The following is an 18,271-nucleotide window of genomic DNA, read 5'->3' on the forward strand; positions in this document are numbered from 1 at the left end:
CCGCTACCCCTCCGTTAAGTTGAGCCGCTGCCCGGGAGCAGGAAAAATCTTTCCCGGATTCATAATATTTTTCGGATCCCAACTATCCTTGATCAGCTTCATCATCTGAAGCCCCGCTTTGCCCAGCTCCATCTCCATAAACGGCGCCTTCATGTTGCCGATGCCGTGCTCGCCGGACAGCGTGCCGCCCAACTCGATGGCCGCCTCAAAGATCTCCGTCACGGCCTGCTCGACACGCTTCATCTCTTCTTTGTCCCGCTTGTCGGCGACAATGTTCGGATGCAGATTGCCGTCTCCGGCATGGCCGAATACGACGAGGTTGACGTTGTATTTTTCGCGGATCGCCTTCAGCCGGGCAAACATCGCCGGAATCTGGCTGCGCGGAACGGTGGCATCCTCGGAAATCTTGGTCGGCTTGACCCGGGTGATCGCCGGAGACACCATTTTGCGCGCCTTCCACAAATTGGCCTCCTCCGCTGCCGTGCTGGCAATCTGTACCTTGCGGGCCCCGATGGCCTCGCAAATCCGGCCGGCTTCCCGGATTTCTTCCTCTACCGTGCGGGCATGACCGTCCACCTCAATCAGGATGATCGCCTCCGCATCGACAGGCAGTCCGCTCGGCTCGTAGTTTTCCACCGCGTGAATACAGGCCTGATCCATGATCTCCATCTTGGAGGGCAGGATGCCCGAGGTCAGCACCTTCGAGATCGCTTGCCCGGAGGTCACGATATCGTCAAAGATCGCCAGCAGCGTCGCCGTTTTCGGCGGCTTGGGAATCAGCTGCAGCGTCGCTTCCGTAATGACGCCAAGCGTACCTTCCGATCCGACAATCAGCTTGGTCAGATCGTAGCCGGTGACGTTCTTCACCGTACGGCCGCCCGTACGGATAATTTCGCCCTGCGGCGTGACGAATTCCAGCCCCAGCACATAGTCTTTGGTTACCCCGTACTTCAAGCCGCGCGGGCCCCCGGAATTCTCGGCCAGGTTGCCGCCGATGGTCGAAACGGCGGAGCTGCTCGGGTCGGGCGGGTACATCAGCCCCGCCTTTTCCGCCGCCGCATGGATACTTGAGGTCAATACGCCCGGGGAAACGACAGCGATTAAATCTTCGGGGTAAATCTCCAGCTTCTCATCCCACCGGGACAGGTCCAGCACAATGCCGCCTTCGACAGGAAGCGGTCCACCGGAAAGCGAAGTCGACTGGCCGCGCGGATACACCGGAATGGTTTCTTCGTAGGCCAGCTTGACGATGGCCGCCACCTCGGCGGTGCTTTTGGGCTGCACGACCAGCTCCGGCATATAGGTGCCAAACGATCCGTCAAAGGAATAGCCGGCCAAATCCGGCTTTTCCGTCATCACACGCTTATGTTCAGGAATGATGGCACGTACTCTGCGTACGATGTCCGAATCTACTTTTCTGTAAGCCACAGCAATCATCCTTTTACAGGTCCAACTGGAGGGACAGGAATTTATACTCCAAATAATCTTCAATACCGTACTTGCCGCCCTCGCGTCCGACGCCGGATTCCTTGATCCCGCCGAACGGAGCCTGCGCCACGGTAGGCAGCGAGTCGTTGATGCCGACGATGCCGTACTCCAGCGCTTCGGCCACCCGGAACATGCGGGAGCCGTCTTTGGTATAAATGTAAGAGGCCAGTCCGTATTCGGTGTCGTTCGCATAGCGGATCGCTTCTTCCTCAGTTTCAAACGTGAAGATCGGCGCGACCGGACCGAACGTTTCTTCATAGGAAATCTTCATCTCATGCGTTGCATTCAGCAGTACGGTCGGCGCGAAGAAGCAGCCGTTGGCCAGTTCGCCCTCAGTCAGCTTGCTGCCGCCGGTCAGGATGGTCGCACCTTTGGCTACCGCATCGTCGATATGCTCCTGCGCTTTTGCCACCGCCGCCTGGTCGATCAACGGACCGATATGGACGCCGTCGTTCAATCCGTTGCCGATGACCAGCTTCTTGACTTTCTCCGCCATGATGTTGGCAAAGGACTCGGCGACGGATTTCTGCACATAAATGCGGTTGGTGCAAACACACGTTTGGCCCGCGTTGCGGAACTTGCTGGCGATCGCGCCCTCTGCCGCTTTCTCCAGATCGGCATCCTCGAATACGAGAAGCGGAGCGTGTCCGCCAAGCTCCATCGATACCTTCTTCATCGTGTCGGCCGACTGGCGCACGAGCTCTTTACCGACTTCGGTGGAGCCGGTGAAGGTAATCTTGCGTACCACGGGGCTGGCCATCAACGTACCGACCACTTCGGAGGCGGAGCCGTTGACCAGGTTGGCCACACCCTTGGGCACACCGGCCTCATGCAGCGCTTTGAACACCTCGATGGCCGCAAGCGGCGTAGCCGATGCCGCCTTGAGAATGATCGTACAGCCTGCCGCCAGCGCCGGAGCGAGCTTGCGGGTGATCATCGCGATCGGGAAGTTCCACGGGGTGATCGCCCCGACCACACCTACCGGCTGACGCAAAACGAAGATGCGCTTGTTCGGGGCCGACGCCGGTATGGTATCTCCATAGATGCGTTTCCCTTCTTCGGCATACCAGTCCAGGTAGTCAATGGCCAGAGCGATCTCTCCTCTCGCCTCGGCCAGCGGTTTACCCATCTCGCGGGTGATCAGCTCCGCGATCGTTTCGGTACGGCTGCGAAGGATTCCCGCCGTCCGGGTCAAATACGCGTAGCGTTCCTTTGCCGTTAAACGGGACCAGGGCTGCAGTGCGGCCTGCGCTGCGTCAATAGCGGCTTGCGCGTCCTCCGCGCCCCCTTTGGCAACGCTTTCCACAATTTCACCCGTCGCCGGATTGATCACGTCAAAGGTTTGATTGGACTTGGCCTTACAAAATTCCCCATTGATATACAGCATGTCAACCGCCTCCTGTTCATTCCCTATTCGGAAGAATCATTCTTATTATATCATCTATCCCAACAGAAACATCGAAATTTTTGGAATAAAAGTAATTAAAATCAAATCGATCAATACGACAACCAATAAAGGTACGACCCTTATTAAAATCATATTGAAACTGATATCACCCAGCGTTTTGGCCACAAATAAATTGACTCCGAGCGGCGGGGTTAACAAACCAATGGCCAGGTTTACGATCATGATTACTCCGAAATGGACGAGATTAATATCAAACTGGGCCAGTAACGGCAGCAGGATCGGAACCAGAATAATAATGGCCGCATTTAATTCCAGAAAAGTCCCAAGGATTAACAAAACAATATTAATAATAATCAGCAGCATGATGCCGTTCGTAGCATAAGGCCCTACAATTTCCGCCACTTTGTTAGGCACTTGCTCAGCCGTCAGAATCCAACTCATAATATTTGCCGCCGCCATAATCAGCAAAATCATAGCGGAAATGTAACCGGACTCTACAAATATTCCTTTTAAATCGGATAACTTTAATTCCTTATATACGAAAAAGGAAACGATCAAACCATAGACGCAAGCAATTGCTCCCGATTCCGTCGGAGTAAAGATTCCGCCGTAAATCCCGCCCAAAATAATCACCGGCATGAGAACGCCTAATATAGACACCTTCAATTGCTTGATAAATCTTGAAAAACTGGTTTTTTCTCCTCCACGGTATCCATGCTTCTTGGAATAAAAGTAACTGTAAATCATCAATGATATCCCGATCAATATTCCCGGGATGACGCCTGCGATAAACAGATCGCCAATACTGACGTTTGCCGTAATTCCATAAGTAATGAAAGGAATGCTCGGAGGAAGAATCACGCCTATGGTCCCAGCCGTCGCCATCAGCGCAATGGAAAAGCCCTTTTCATACCCTGCTTTCACCATGGCCGGAACCATAAGGCTCCCTATCGCAATCACCGTTGCCGGTGCGGACCCGGATATGGCGGCGAAAAACATACTGGCAAGAATCGCGATAATCGCCAGACCGCCTGTTGTCGAACCTACAATACTGGCCGCAAGTCCGATCAAACGTTGGGATATTCCTCCCTTTTCCATGATCTTCCCGGCGATGACAAAAAACGGGATGGCCATAATCGTAAACGAATCCAGACCTGTAAATATTCTTTGAACCGCAACAAACGAAGGTACATCCGACGCAAATAGAATAGCGATAATCGATGCAAATGCGATCACGATCGCCAGCGGAACATTTAATGCCAACAGCGTCAGCATCGAGACAAATAATGTAGCGCTCACCCTGCCAAAACCTCCTTGTCGGTTTTGACTTTTTCAACCGCCTGACGGTTGGATGTGCATTCATAAACCGTTAAGCAAAAATAACGGATGGCCATGAAGAAAATACCTACCGGAACAGAAGCATACGCAAAGTAAATCGGGATTCGCATGGCCGGAGAAAGCTGATTGGTTTCCATTAATCTCAACACGAACGGGATCCCGATGACCAACACGGTTATGCAAAAACTAAAAGAAATCAGATAGCTCAAAATGACGATGCCCCGCTGCAGTCGCGCAGGCAGAAAGTTTTTAACCGCATCGATGCTGATATGTACGGAATGCTTTACGCCCAAACTCGCGCCAATCAAGGCAGACCATATTAATAAATAACGGGAAAGCTCTTCCGCCCACGGCAATGATTCTTTAAGAATAAAACGATTCATGATCCCTGTAACCACGACGACAAGCATGGCAAGCATCAGAACAAAAATCAGATTCTCTTCAATTTTGGTCAAAATCTTATCTATCCTTGTTACCAAATTCCGCAAAAAATTCCGCCCCCAATCCGTTTCAACCATTCCAGGAAAAGCGCTCCCCGGACTGGCTTATTCCATTTACTTCGCTTCTTCGGCAGCCTGTAAGACTTTATCTATCAATCCGCTGCTCAGTTCATTACGATATTTGTCATAGACGGATTTCGTCGCATTCCGGAAGGCATCCTTCTCCGCATCCGTCAATTCAATAATGTTCATCCCTTTTTGCTTGAGGTTTTCCACTCCGGCATCCACTTGCTTTTTGTTCAAATCACGCTGTACCGTACTCCAGTTCTTGGCTGCATCCGCCAACACCTTTTGCAGATCCTGCGGAAGCATTTGATAGAAAGCGTCATTGATGATTAGCACATAAGGACTGTACACGTGACCGTTTAATGTAGCGTATTTATTCACTTCGTTAAAACGCATACTTTCAATCAATGAGATAGGGTTCTCCTGGCCGTCGATCACTCCCTGCTGCAGCGCCGAGTACACTTCTCCAAATGCCATCGGTGTCGGGCTGGCGGCCAAAGCCTTCACCATATCCATATGAAGAGGATTTTCCTGCGTTCTGATCTTCAGGCCTTTCAAATCCTCCGGTTTTTGTACAGGTCTGATATTATTGGTAAAATGCCTGAACCCATTCTCGCCCCATGCCAGTCCGCGAATCCCCGTCTGTGCCGCCATATTTTGCAAAAGCTCCTGGCCTACCGGGCCATCCAATACGGCATAGGCCTGTTCTTCATTGTTAAACAGAAACGGCAGGTCAAACACCATGGAATCTTTAAAAATGCCAGGAAGCGGTCCTGTACTTACAGCAGCCATATGCAGCGAACCTAACTGAACGCCCTCGACCTGTTCTCTTTCTCCGCCAAGCTGACTCGCTGGAAAGGTGTTAATTTTGATGGCGCCGTTGCTTTTGGCTTCCACTTCTTTTTTAAATTCCTGCAAAGAGATTTCAAGCCGGTCATTCGTGGCGGGAGCAGCATGCGCAACCTTAATTTCATACGTTTTGCCCGAGCCGGCTCCCGTATCCCCTGAAGAACCTGCAGAAGAACATGCGGACAATGCAGCGCTTGCGGCAAGTACGAATACCATGGATAAGATCGATTTTTTCAATATCATGACCCCCTTTTTTATATAACGCCCTGATAAGCGTTTTCAATAATTTGCTTAATATCGTTATCACTGGTCAGCCTCGGATTCGCCAACACATTGCCGCTTCTCATAGAGTCCTTGATCATTTGCGGGAGGTAATCCAATGATACTCCCAAATCCTTGATATTGTTCGGAATGTTAAAGGCCTTGTTCATCTTTACGACCGCTTCAATCGCTTTCCCTCCTGCTTCCATCGCAGATAAACCATTCACATCTTCCCCTAAGGCTGCGGCAATATCCTTGAACTTCTCGGGACATGCAGGCAGGTTAAATGCGAGAACATACGGCAGCAAAGTAGCATTCGCGATACCGTGAGGAATATTAAAAACGCCTCCAAACGTATGTGAAATCGCGTGTACATTGCCGAGTCGCGAGTGCGCAAAAGCGATTCCGGCAATAAAAGAAGCCACCAGCATATTTTTCCTGCTTTCCATGTCCGTCCCTACGAAGTAAGCTTTGTGCAGGTTATCCCCGATCATTTTTACGGCGTGAATCGCAAAAGACTGACTTACTGGACTCGCCAGCTTGGAGGTATAAGATTCAATCGCGTGAGTAAGCGCATCCATTCCCGTTGCGGCAGTAATGGAAGGCGGCAGCTTTAAGGTAAGCTCAGGGTCTAATATCGCCAGCTTCGGATATAAATACGGACTTAGAATGGCCGTTTTAAATAAGGTCTGCGTGTTCGTAACCACCGTCGATGGCGTAGCCTCGCTCCCCGTTCCGGCTGTAGTAGGAATGGCAACCAACGGAAGAGAAGGATTGGGTATTTTGTTCACTCCCTCATAATCGAGAATGCTTCCACTGTTATTGGCCATTACAGCTATAGCCTTCGCCGTATCGATGCTGCTTCCTCCGCCAACGGCTAATATAAGGTCATAATTGCTCTTTTGTAAAAACGCAGTGGCTTTATCAACCACCTTGCTCGTTGGGTTCGGTTCCACTTCATCAAAAATATCATATGGGATGCTGTACTGCTTCAAAGACGCTTCGACCGGCTCCAGAATGTTCGCCTTTCTCACGCCCGGATCAGTAACAATCAAAACTTTATCTTTGGTATACGGTTTCAGAAACTCTCCTGTTTTCCTCGCAAGTCCCTGCCCACACTCCATATGCGTGGGCATAAAATATTGGTAGCTGTCCAAGTTGCGCCTGCCCCTTTCTATCTCCTTTGTGCGGTCATGCGGCGAACATGCGTCAACCCAAGCATGACCGTCTTCCATATATATAAAACGGTGTCCTTTCCAGATCGCTTGGAAAGAACCCGTAGATCAGATTTCTTCCATCGCGTTCAATTGATGCGAGATATTGCCGATATGATCCGCCATCGCTTTCCGGGCCATTTCAGGATCGGAAGCAAGAATCGCTTCGTAGACCAGTCTGTGCTCAATAAACACCTCTTCCGTTTTTCCCGGAATTTTAAGCGCATCGATCCTGGCCTGATACACCCCTCGAATAAACATATCCGAGATTAATTTAAACGTGTTGATCATCAGGGAGTTATGGCTGGCTTCAATAATGGCCGTATGAAAGGCAAAATCTTCTTCAACGGCAAGCTCGCCCCGCTTGATGGAGCTTTCCATTTGGTCAAGCGCGCTTTTGATTCGCTTCAGTTCCTCTTCGGTTCTTCGCTGGGCGGCAAAAAAGGCGGCATAGCTTTCGACACCAATACGCAATTCCAGCAATTCAAAAATATCGTGATCTCCATCGTTCAGAATGGAATCGAATAACGAAAACAAATCATCATTATGATTCAAAAAGATACCGCTTCCAGGCTTTACCGTAATAATTCCTTTCGAAGCCAGTACGCTGATCGCTTCACGAATAGGGCCTCTGGAGACGGAAAACATCGCCGCCAATTCTCTTTCTGCCGGAAGCTTGTCTCCAGGCTTCAACTTTCCCGATTCGATGGACTCTTTAATTCTGCCTATGATAATCTCATGTACTTTTTGTTTTTTTATCGGAGCATAATTCATGTTTATCACACCTTTAACTTTGATCGGGTCGTATAGTGGATAAGTGGTAGTACCACCTTACCCAAAAGTATTCTATCATTGCATTCGAGGAATTTCAACAATAATTTATTTATGTATTTATACTTTTTGCGGTCATGCGATGCATGCAGAAGCCGTTCTTTCAACAAAACAGCAAACGCCGGCTTCCTAAGACCCCGGCGTTCCCTTGCTATGCTGCTATTTCAAAACAAAACGGTTAATCGCCTTGTTCATTTCCTGCGTCGTCTCGTACAGCTGCTTAATAGAGCTGATCACCTGATCCATAGAATGGATCTGCTCGGCGGAAATGGCGGCAAACTCCTGACTCGATTGAGCGGTTTGAGAAGAGAATTGTTCGATCCCTTGAATGGATACATTGATCTGCTGACTCCCCGCTGCCAGTTCTTCAACGGAAGCCGATACATCCTGAATGTTATTGTTGATGTTAAGAATCCAGTTTTGAATTTCGGTAAAGGCAGCACCCGCTTCACCAACACTGGCTTGACCTTCGTCGATCTCACGAAGGGAGAGCTCGATCGACCGCATGGCATTCTCGCTGCTTTCCTGAATTCTGGAAATCATCGTCTGCACATGATTCGCCGCTTGGCTGCTATTGTCCGCGAGCTTTCTGACTTCATGCGCGACCACGGCAAATCCCCGTCCCGCTTCGCCGGCACGCGCCGCTTCAATAGAGGCATTCAAGGATAACAGGTTGGTCTCCTCGGCAATATTTCTGATCGTGTGCATGACCTGCCCAATCTCTTTGGACAGCTCCATTAATTCAGTCATGGTTTCAAATGAATGATGGACCTCTTTTTGCACATGGCTAATCTTTTCAACCGCTTTTTGAACGACAACGACTCCACTGGTAGACGACTGTTCCATTTCAATGGAATGAATTCCGATTTGATCGATACTGACAGCTACCTGCTGGAGACCATGGGCCATCTCTTTGATAATAACGGCATCGTTGGTGACTTGCTCGGATTGAACCCTCGACTTTTCGGCGCTTTCCTGCAAACCTTCATAGAACATGGTGGACGCTTTGCCGGTATTGTCGGCATGATCCCGAATTTCATTAAACAAGCCGGATAGTATGGCGGAGGAATGCTTCACGTTCTCAACGATCTCGATCAGATTGACTCTCATTTTTTCAAATGATCCCGCCAGTTCTCCGAATTCATCCTTCCGCTTGATGCTGATCGTCTGAGACAGATCTCCCCGGCCAATTCTCTCCGAAAGACTTAACAACTGGTTCAACGGCCTGCGGATCGAGTTCGTCATCAGATAACCCAGCAGTGCCGACAGGATAAAAGATACCACCATAAAAATCGCCGAGAACTGAATGACTCCCTGGTACACTTTATTGGATTCCACATAGGCCGTATGAGCATTTTCTTTGTTCATTTCAATGAAATTTTGGAAGCTTCTGTCTACCCCGCTCATTCGGTTTAATACTTGTCTCTGATAATGGGTTATCGCAAACTCCATCTGGTTATTGTTGATGTAACCATATACCTTGTCCACTTCAGGCAGATACTGCTTCCATAAGTTTTGAAACAAGTTCAATTCCTTGAGTTCCGCATCGGTGAGTCGGACAGTGGAGAGCCGTTGCAACGCCTCTTCGATCTGTTTGGAGCTTTCTTCAATCTTTGCTTTTTCCGCTTTACGGCTTTCCGGATCGGTGTTTAACATATAACTGCCGACACTGCTGTTGATTCTATGCAAATTTGAGGACACCGTCCCCAGTTCGGTAATGGCCACCAAACGGTTGGCATAGATATCTTCCAGATTATTATTGATCCTGTTGGCGTTAGTAATTCCGAATAACCCTATGGCTACCAAAATAAGCAGCACGATAGAGAAACTCAAAACAAACTTCATTGAAATTTTTAAATTATTAAACCAATTAAACGAATTTTTAAACCATTTCATGCGTTCTCCTCCATTATGTATAGTAACAAACCGCTCGATGCCGATGTCTTCCCCACCAAAGTAAGGATTGTTATTTTTTTATTTACACGGCTATATTTATATATCGACATGGTACTCCCTAACTTTTAGATTTTTTCAGGATTTTTTATGAAATTTCGACAAAAACAAGGACTTTTGACTCATACGGGCAATGTATGCGGTTACAACTGGATTTTTTCGGTATGGGCAAATCAGACCGTCCAAAAGCCGGACAGATCTGTTATGGAAGGAACCTGCATAAGCTTTAGTACATAGGCTGTAACATATCGGCGCACAAGCCGCTGCAATATTGGATGCAGGTTTCGCCCCCCCGACATCGAAGCTTTCCGCAGGAACAGGAAAGCATTCAGGAGAGATATAAGATGCGCAAGCCTTTCCCTTTGGTTACCTGGGTGAATCGGCAAGGCTCTGTTGTTTACGGTCCTTCCCGCTGCGCAACGCCATACACCGCATATGATTGGCGGAACCGCCATCCCGCCGTGCCGATTCAGCATGGCGGATTACGGGAGCCTGCGCCGGTGGAACCTCACATCGGGGGGCCCGAGAGACCGGAAGAACATGCCCCCCATATTGAACATCTCGATTGGTCGTCCAAATATCCGACCGAGGTCATCCTTCACGGTCCGCTGCGCAAAGAAGCGGCCTTGACGTTCGACGATGGTCCGGACGGCCTATGGACACCGATGGTTCTCGATGCGCTCGCCCGCTTTCATGTGAAGGCCACTTTTTTCGTCGTCGGCCGCCGATGCGAATCCAATCCCGATGTGCTGCGGCGTATCGCCAGAGAGGGACACGCAATCGGCAACCACAGCTGGAACCATCCCAATCTTGCGAAGCTGACAGCCGCCGAAGACGTCCGTTCCCAAATCCAACGAACAGACGAAGTGATCCGCAGACTGACGGGAATCACTCCTGTTCTCTTCCGGCCGCCTTACGGAGCGCTTAGCGATACGGTCGTAGAAGAAGCGGTCAAAGCGAAGAAAAAAGTCATTTTGTGGAATGTGGACAGCCTCGATTGGATGCAGTTGAGCGGCAGGCAGGTCGCAGCCAACATCCTCGCCCATACCCGTCCAGGATCGATTGTTCTTCAGCACAGCGCCGGTGGTGTCGGCGAAAGCCTGCAGGGATCGGTAGACGCGCTTCCCGTCGTCATCCAAACGCTGCGCGGCAGAAGCTATAAGCTGCTTACCGTTCCCCAGCTTTTGAATCTGAAGTGACAGGCTCCCGGCTCAACGCTTTGTTCATCCCAAACCAAAAGCATTGCCGCAGACGGGAGTTCCAGTATCCCATTTTCATTTATGGCCTGTTCAGGGTAAACTGAAGTTAACACTTCTATGTACACGGGGGACAACGTCATGGACGAACGCGACTGGACTATCCTGCACGTGCTCTACGAACAGAAAAACATTACAAAAACCGCCCAAATTTTATATATTACACAGCCTGCGCTAACCAAACGGCTGATGCATATCGAAGAGGAATTCGGGGTCAAAATCGTCAATCGGGGAATCCGGGGCGTCCATTTTACCCCGCAGGGAGAGTATTTGGCCAAACGGGCCGGGCAGCTGATCTCCACGTTCCGCGAAATCAAGGAAGCCGTGCTGAACATGAATCAGGACATTGCAGGAACGCTCCGCATCGGCGTCTCCCATTATTTTGGAAAATATGAGCTTCCCGCTTTATTAAAATGGTTTCGGGATCAGTATCCGCGTGTGGATTTTCAATTAGACACCGCATTCAGCAAAGATATTTTTCAGATGGCCTATCACCGTGATATTCACATCGGTTTCGTTCGGGGAGATTACAGCTGGCCGGGTGAGAAGCATCTTTTATTTGAGGAGAAGATATGGATCGTCTCCAAAGAAAAGATCGATCTGAACGATCTTCCCCAAGCGCCGAGAATCGACTATTATACCGATACCTTATTTAAATCCCTCATCGATCGTTGGTGGGCGGATCGTTATACCAGGGCGCCGCTTACCGCTATCAAGGTAGACCGGGCGGACACCTGCAAGGAAATGGTGAAAAACGGCCTCGGCTATGCCTTCCTGCCGTCGAGGTTTTTAAGGGATGTACAGGATATTTATAAAATCGAGCTGACGGATAAGGACAATATTCCTCTCAAGCGGGAAACATGGATGTTTTACTATGAGGAATCGCTGCAAAACAATGTCGTCAAAGCGTTTGTCGACTTTATTAAAACCACCGATCTGCAGGATATGAGCGAATCCGTTGATTTTGTCCATCCCTGATTCATCCCTGGTTACATCCCTACCCCTTCCTGATCCTGGTGGCCGGCTTTCGTTTTAGTCAGCAAAGCGCCTCCTATAAGAAATGCCCCGCTCACGTAAAATACGGAGACCAACCCGATCCAGCTGCCCACCAGCCCGAAGAAAAGGGGAGCAATGAGCTGCGACAGGCGGTTTGTTGCAAGCCGCAGTCCCAGCACTTCCCCCGTTTTATTTTTGGGGGACGCGCTATACGTTGTTGACATGGACAGCGGCTGTCCGCACCCTAGACCGATTCCCATGAATACACTTAACAGGAGCAGCAGGGATATATGTCCCGCATAGGGGATAAGAACAAAGGCAAAGCCGGCGATTTGTATGGAAAGAAGCAGGATACGCTCCCGGCCAAAGGCCGCAGTCAGTCTGGATAAAAATAACCGGACGGGTACCATGGACAGACCTTGAATCGCTATAATCCACCCGATACTTGAATCCGACATGCCTATCCTTTCGCCATACAGCGGGAAGTAAGCGACAAATATATCTCTGGAATACAGGACCAATGCGCTCGTCGCCAACGCATTCCGAAGGACAGGAAGCTTCAACAGACTGAGCAAAGTCGTCGAATCCGGTGCCGGGTCCGTCTCCTCTTTCTTTCTCAACATCACAGGAATGTAAAATGAAATAAGGATGGGAACCATGCCGATCAGCATGGCCGTCTGGAATACCGTCCGGTATGAATAATGCTCCGCCGTATAACCGCCCATCAGAGGTCCGACAAAATGGGCTATGGCGACCACCATGCTTAACATACTGAAATAGTGGTCCCGTTGTTCTTTGGACGCCGCCGCGTTTCCCAGCACATTTTGCAAACAAATCGCAATAAAAACATGCGATAACCCCACCAGGACCTGGGACACAAACAACGCCCACATGGCCGGAAAAACAAAAGGCAGCGCCATCCCCAGCGAACAGCCGATCCCCCCAGCCACGACCGGCAGCCGGTCACCGAACCGATCCGCTATTTTACCTGCGCGAATGGCAAACAGCAAGGGTAAGAAGGCAAAGGAAGCGGTAAGGAAGCCGATTTCGAGGGTGCTTGCACCGAGATTGGAAGCGAATAGAGTGATCACGGGTCTGGACATATTCAACATCAGCTGAGATCCCAGCATGATCAGCAGTACAATCTTAAGCACCGTGGCATTTCCGGACAATTTGTTCATCTGCACCTCCTCCACCGCAGCAGCGGATCATGCATCGCTGCGGCACAACTTCATCCCATTTGTTCATCCGGCTTGGATCTAGCGTATCACAAATGAGCAGAAGCATATCATTCATATTCCTCATTGTTTATCATAACCAAATAGAATAGCCAAACTTAAAAAAGCAGGGGAAGAACCCCCGGCTTGCACCGTTGTCGTTTCATACCGGATAACCGTTTTCACCGCTTGTTGCTTCAACCCGCACCGCCGGTTCCAACAATCCCGCTTCAATGCATGTAAGAATGGACAAGGCCTTGACGCCGGCTTGAAAGCGGATGTGGATTCGTTCCCCGTTGATTTTAATAATTTCTCCCCGGCCAAATACACGATGTTCTACGATGCTACCCAATTTCAATTCATTTTTATTTCGGATTGCCTTCGGGTTATGAGGCTTTGACGGTTCTTCTTTAGGCACTTGTGTTTGCATCGGCTTTGGAGGAGCTATAATGCTGCGGACATCCGAAACAAACAGGGACTCTTTTACCTTTTCGCCATCCCGTTTTTGGTACGTGATGAGCTTCAGTTCCATTTTCGCCCGGGTCATCCCCACATAGAATAAACGAACCGCTTCCTCCATGAACTCCTGCTTCCCTGCACCGTTTTTCTCCAAATCATCATTAGAAGGGATAATGCCGTCAATCAAATCGATCATATAAACCCGCTTAAACTCCAGGCCTTTTGCGCTGTGAAGCGTGGAGAAGGTTACCGCATTGCGGTTCTTATTGAACCTTGAGCTTTTCATCACCGATTCCAAATACTTTAACCGCTTCGCAAAATCCTCCATCGTTTCAAGACCGTCGGCAATCTCTTCCAGGGTGTTCAGGATCCCGAACACGTATTCCTTTCTGAAGCCCAGACGCTCGCTCATCTTTTCAACGGCTTTCTCGTACCCCAATTTTCTCCGAATTGCACGTATGGCGTCCAACGGCGGAATTCCTTTCATTTGTTGGAGGGTCTCTTTGCACTCCTGCAGCGGTTTACGCTGATAATCTTTGAGTTCGACGTAATTCAGCAAATTATCAAAGACCGATTCGTTATTGGTTATTTCCTTCAGTGCGGCCATTTGCCGTCTGGTAATATACCCGTTGATCTTGGTGTGAATCTCTTCCAAAATATCCGCACGCTTGTCCGTAAAGGTCATCCGCATAAAGTTTAAGATGTCCTTCACTACCCAATGGGAAAAAAATCGAATATCGCCATCCTTCATGTAAAAAGGAATCCCCGCCCGGTCAAATTTGTTCATTAATGGAATGGAAGAAGCATTGTTCCGGTACAGCACTGCCACATCACGCAGGCTTTCCACCTTTTGGATCTCCTGAACCAAGTATTTGGCCTGATCTTGATAATCGGCCAAGCTCCTGATTTTAATCGGCTGATGAGACGGGTTATGGGTAAACATGTTTTTGTCATACCGGCTTTTGTTTCGTTTAATGAACTGGTTGGCCGCACTTACAATGTCTTTGGACGACCTGTAGTTCTGCTCCATAAACAAAATAACGGCTTTCGGATACACTTGCTTGAAGTTAAGCAAATAGGAAGGCTCCGCACCTCTCCAGCCGTAGATGGATTGATCGTCGTCGGCTACGACGCAAAGATTGCCATGCCGGCGGACCAGCTTTTCTATGATGGCGTGCTGCACCAGTGAGGTGTCCTGGCTTTCATCCGTAAGCACATAATCGTATCGCTGCTGGTATTTGCGCAGCAGTACCTTATCCCGCTCCAGAATCTCATTTCCCAGAGTCAGCATATCATCGTAATCGATCAGCAGCTTATCCGAGCCCGACCGTTTAAACGCCTCATATTCCCGCAGAATCCGTTCAGCTTCCTTGACATCGCACTCCACGAGCGGCCATTCTTCCCTGGGGATCATTTTGTTTTTAATATAGCTGATATACGTAGTCAGCTCGTCCATTTGATCATCCGTGATGATTTCGCCAACGATCGTATTAAATAAATGTCTTAAAATATGCTTCTTATGCAGCGGCGGGTGCTCCGAATCAAAATCGACCCGCTCCTCCAAATCGATGTCCCCTTCAATCATTTGATAGGCTGTTCCCGTTTGACGAAAATGCTCCCGGACGATCTCAAAGGCCAGACTGTGTAGGGTAGAGAAATCGACAGGTGGAAGATCTGGGAAAAAGCGTGTGAACCGCTCCTTCATATCGGACGCCGATGCGCGGCTGAAGGTCACCGCCTTGATTCGTGACGGAGCCACTCCCTTCACTTCAATGAGATAGCCGATTCGCATAATCATCGTAGTCGTCTTCCCCGAACCCGGAGCCGCCAAAAGAAGCAAGGGCCCCTCCGTCTGCAGAACCGCCTGCTTCTGGACATGATTTAAGGCCACGCCGTGGTCTTTGTGCTTTCGATTGAAAAAATCTGAACTGGCTTCCATACCGAATTCCCTTTCTAAATCACTTCTATGCTATTATAGCACCTCCGTCAAATATTGGCTTTCTCTTGCAGTAGTACGGACTGCCCGTTCCCTAAGACATATTACAGCTTCTCAGTATGAAGCATACCTCTTACGGCTGTGACGTGCTAGCTCTGGCCGGTACTCCCAAAGATCCTCATTGGCAAGCAGAGTTGTTCCATATAATAAAAATGAAGCCCATTTATAGAGCTTCATTCAACCGCTATTCCTTACTGAATTGTTTTTCTATTTCTTTTTCTGCAAAGCTTCTTGCTTCAACTCCGCTAATTTTCGTGTCCATTCTTCCGAATCGCCGAATTTACCCTCTAATTGTTGCATCATTTTCAAAAGCTGGTCCGAAGACTGTTGGGAGGCTCCGAAACCTATCGCCGATCCCGCTTTGTTGGAAATGCTGTTCATGTTCCGCGTCACTTTATAAGGCTCGCGGTTTAATAACAAGCTTGCCACATCCGGACGGGAATAGTGTCCGGTTGCATCATGCCAATGAGCCATGTCGGCGATCATGTTCAAATCGACCTCAGCGTATAGAATTCCTTCTTCTCCTTTCAAAGGACCTGCCAGAATCGCCCCGCCGGGTGCGATGATGGCCGTCCAACCGCCGCCAGGTTTGATCCACTGCCCCTGATAATCGGTCTGCGACAATTTCTCAACGTTTTCTTTGTCGACCGTACTTTGGGAATTTAGGACAAAGCATTCTCCCACATGCGCATGATAGCGGGCGGAAAGTTCCGTGGACATGTCGAACAGGGTTTCCCATCCCGTAATGCTCGAGAATCCGACCCAAACGGCGCAATGAAGCTGAGCACGCTGGGCAATAAGAGAATGGCGCACCAAATCCATGGTATGTTCCCAACATACGAGTCCGCTCATCCGGCCCAGATCCGTATCATATACATTCAGGTAGCTTCCGTCTCCCATGCCCCAGTGTACGCGCTCCACATGGGTCGGCATCAATTTTCTGTGCTTGCCGAATATTTTCCCCCGGTTATCGATAAACAAAATCGTGTTGTAGCATGTATTCCCGTCGCGTTCGGATATGCCGATTACCACGTGGATATTATTTTTGTTAGCGCTTTCACATAAGGCATCAACGGTTTTGCTTGGAATTTCAACCGAGTTCAAAAACCATTCTTTAAACAGCCCATGGTACCACATGGGGGTTCCGAGCCAGATGTGATACGGGTACCCGGGGATGTACGATTCAGGCAACACGACCAGCTGTGCCCCTTGCTTAGCGGCTTCTTCTATAAGCGATATGGCTTTGTCCAAACACTTGTCCCGATCATACAAAATCGAAGATGCTTGCACCGCAGCTACCGTGAACTTCTCACCCGAATAGTTTTTCATACGACCCCTCCCAAAAAAATAATTATTTTGACAATTTAAATTATATCAAAGGAATAATTTTCCAGTCAATCTTTTTATTACGTTTTTAAAATGAAAATCAAATTTACATAATATTAAAATAATGCCATAAAAAAATGGCCGCTGACGTAGGCATGGCCATATTCGCGCAGCCGTTCAATTCTCCCTGCTATTGTCTTCTATCTCTTATCCTTGCCGTTAGCATCATACCGCGCTCCGTATCATCCTACCAGTCGGCCAGTATATCCCTAAGGGAAGCAAGGACATAATCCGGCTCGATCCCCGTTAACACGATGTCTTTGCGTGAATCCGCTCCTGTCAGGACGAGCGCAGAATACATGCCGTGATCATTGCCGAAGCGGATGTCGGTTTCAATCCGGTCGCCGACCATCAGGCACTCCTCCGGAGCGATATCCAGCTTCTGGAATACCTTTTCCGCATAATAAGCCGAAGGCTTGCCGATCACGGTAAACGTCTGCCGCAGGCTTGCCGTCTCCAACGCCCTTACCAACGACCACGTATCGGGTATCGCCCCGTCGTCCAGCGGACAGAACGGGTCCGGGTTGGCCGCGATGAGCAGCGCCCCGTTGCGAAGAGCCTTCATGCCTTGGGTGAGCCGGTCATACGTAAACTGCCTGTCCATTCCAACCAGTACATGCGTTGCACCGGACGCATCCTCGGTCGTTTCTACGTCAAAGCGCTCCAACTCCCGCTTCATGGCCTGTTCACCGATCATCAGCACCCTAGCGCCCGGTTCATATTCCTGAAAATACATGCCTGCAGCACATGATGCTGTCATAATTTCAGACTCGCTGCAAGCGACCCCAAGCTGCTCCAGACGCATCCGCACCTCTTCTACCGTACGTATGGTCGTATTCGTCACGAACAGCAGCGATTTGTTTTGTTCGCGGAGACGATTCAACGTGGACAGCACACCCGGGAGTAAGGTATCACCGGAATACACGGTGCCGTCCAGATCAAACAAATAGCCATGAAATTCATTTAAACTTTTGGGGCGTTTGGCATACTGCCCTTTGGTCTTCGCCTCTTCCCTTCGCCTAAAATCGTGCTTGCTTTTGCGATATGCCCAATATCCTGTCACCTTCGTGCCTCTTTTCCACAAAAAATAACCCTTGTCCGAAAATGAAAAAA

The 18,271-nt window shown here is 49.3% G+C and carries 14 protein-coding genes; 2 read left to right on the forward strand and 12 right to left on the reverse strand.

The features are described 5' to 3' along the window. Positions 1–3: 3 nt before the first annotated feature. From NR121_RS09280 to NR121_RS09315, 8 genes are all read right to left on the reverse strand, one after another. Positions 4–1,356 carry an FAD-binding oxidoreductase gene (locus tag NR121_RS09280; RefSeq protein ID WP_235594358.1) on the reverse strand — a complete coding sequence of 451 codons (1,353 nt, stop codon included), beginning with the start codon at positions 1,354–1,356 and terminating at the stop codon, positions 4–6. 85 nt (positions 1,357–1,441) lie between these two features. Next, a complete protein-coding gene (locus NR121_RS09285) occupies positions 1,442–2,875 on the reverse strand; it encodes an NAD-dependent succinate-semialdehyde dehydrogenase (protein WP_256831108.1) in 1,434 nt (477 codons plus the stop codon). Positions 2,876–2,929: 54 nt separating this feature from the next. Then, the gene (locus NR121_RS09290) at positions 2,930–4,195 is read right to left on the reverse strand and encodes a TRAP transporter large permease (RefSeq protein WP_256831109.1); all 1,266 of its coding nucleotides are present in this window, start codon (positions 4,193–4,195) and stop codon (positions 2,930–2,932) included. Next, entirely contained in the window at positions 4,192–4,689 is a 498-nt protein-coding gene (locus NR121_RS09295; protein WP_160327389.1) for a TRAP transporter small permease, read from the reverse strand. Before NR121_RS09295 ends, NR121_RS09290 begins: the two co-directional genes overlap by 4 nt. Positions 4,690–4,788: 99 nt before the next feature. After that, positions 4,789–5,826, reverse strand: a complete 1,038-nt coding sequence (locus NR121_RS09300; RefSeq protein ID WP_201023561.1) for a TRAP transporter substrate-binding protein — start codon at positions 5,824–5,826, stop codon at positions 4,789–4,791. A gap of 17 nt (positions 5,827–5,843) precedes the next feature. After that, on the reverse strand, positions 5,844–7,007 hold the full coding sequence (locus tag NR121_RS09305) for an iron-containing alcohol dehydrogenase (RefSeq protein ID WP_054817465.1): 1,164 nt from the start codon (positions 7,005–7,007) through the stop codon (positions 5,844–5,846). A gap of 126 nt (positions 7,008–7,133) precedes the next feature. Further along, positions 7,134–7,838 (reverse strand): FadR/GntR family transcriptional regulator, encoded by a 705-nt coding sequence (locus tag NR121_RS09310; RefSeq protein WP_062409580.1) that lies wholly within the window; start codon positions 7,836–7,838, stop codon positions 7,134–7,136. A 216-nt stretch (positions 7,839–8,054) separates the two neighbouring features. Then, positions 8,055–9,791 (reverse strand): methyl-accepting chemotaxis protein, encoded by a 1,737-nt coding sequence (locus NR121_RS09315; protein ID WP_054817414.1) that lies wholly within the window; start codon positions 9,789–9,791, stop codon positions 8,055–8,057. A gap of 401 nt (positions 9,792–10,192) precedes the next feature. Between NR121_RS09315 and NR121_RS09320 the strand changes: the two genes are divergently transcribed. Continuing rightward, complete coding sequence (locus NR121_RS09320) at positions 10,193–11,047, forward strand: polysaccharide deacetylase family protein (RefSeq protein WP_082660853.1); 855 nt, start codon at positions 10,193–10,195, stop codon at positions 11,045–11,047. A 138-nt stretch (positions 11,048–11,185) separates the two neighbouring features. Then, a complete protein-coding gene (locus NR121_RS09325) occupies positions 11,186–12,082 on the forward strand; it encodes a LysR family transcriptional regulator (protein ID WP_062409581.1) in 897 nt (298 codons plus the stop codon). Positions 12,083–12,093: 11 nt separating this feature from the next. Here NR121_RS09325 and NR121_RS09330 read toward each other — a convergent pair whose 3' ends face one another. The 4 genes from NR121_RS09330 to NR121_RS09345 all read right to left on the reverse strand — a co-directional run bounded on the left by NR121_RS09330 (position 12,094) and on the right by NR121_RS09345 (position 18,221). Continuing rightward, a complete protein-coding gene (locus tag NR121_RS09330) occupies positions 12,094–13,281 on the reverse strand; it encodes an MFS transporter (protein WP_062409582.1) in 1,188 nt (395 codons plus the stop codon). A gap of 199 nt (positions 13,282–13,480) precedes the next feature. Continuing rightward, positions 13,481–15,715: an ATP-dependent helicase gene (locus tag NR121_RS09335; RefSeq protein WP_256831110.1), complete on the reverse strand. Its 2,235-nt coding sequence runs from the start codon at positions 15,713–15,715 to the stop codon at positions 13,481–13,483. A 264-nt stretch (positions 15,716–15,979) separates the two neighbouring features. Then, positions 15,980–17,101, reverse strand: coding sequence for a carbon-nitrogen hydrolase family protein (locus NR121_RS09340; RefSeq protein ID WP_054817413.1), 1,122 nt, complete (start codon positions 17,099–17,101; stop codon positions 15,980–15,982). Positions 17,102–17,345: 244 nt separating this feature from the next. After that, positions 17,346–18,221, reverse strand: coding sequence for an HAD-IIA family hydrolase (locus NR121_RS09345; RefSeq protein WP_235594151.1), 876 nt, complete (start codon positions 18,219–18,221; stop codon positions 17,346–17,348). Positions 18,222–18,271 lie beyond the last annotated feature (50 nt).

It is taken from the genome of Paenibacillus sp. Pae15, from assembly GCF_024519685.1.
Classification (GTDB): Bacteria; Bacillota; Bacilli; order Paenibacillales; family NBRC-103111; genus Paenibacillus_G; species Paenibacillus_G naphthalenovorans.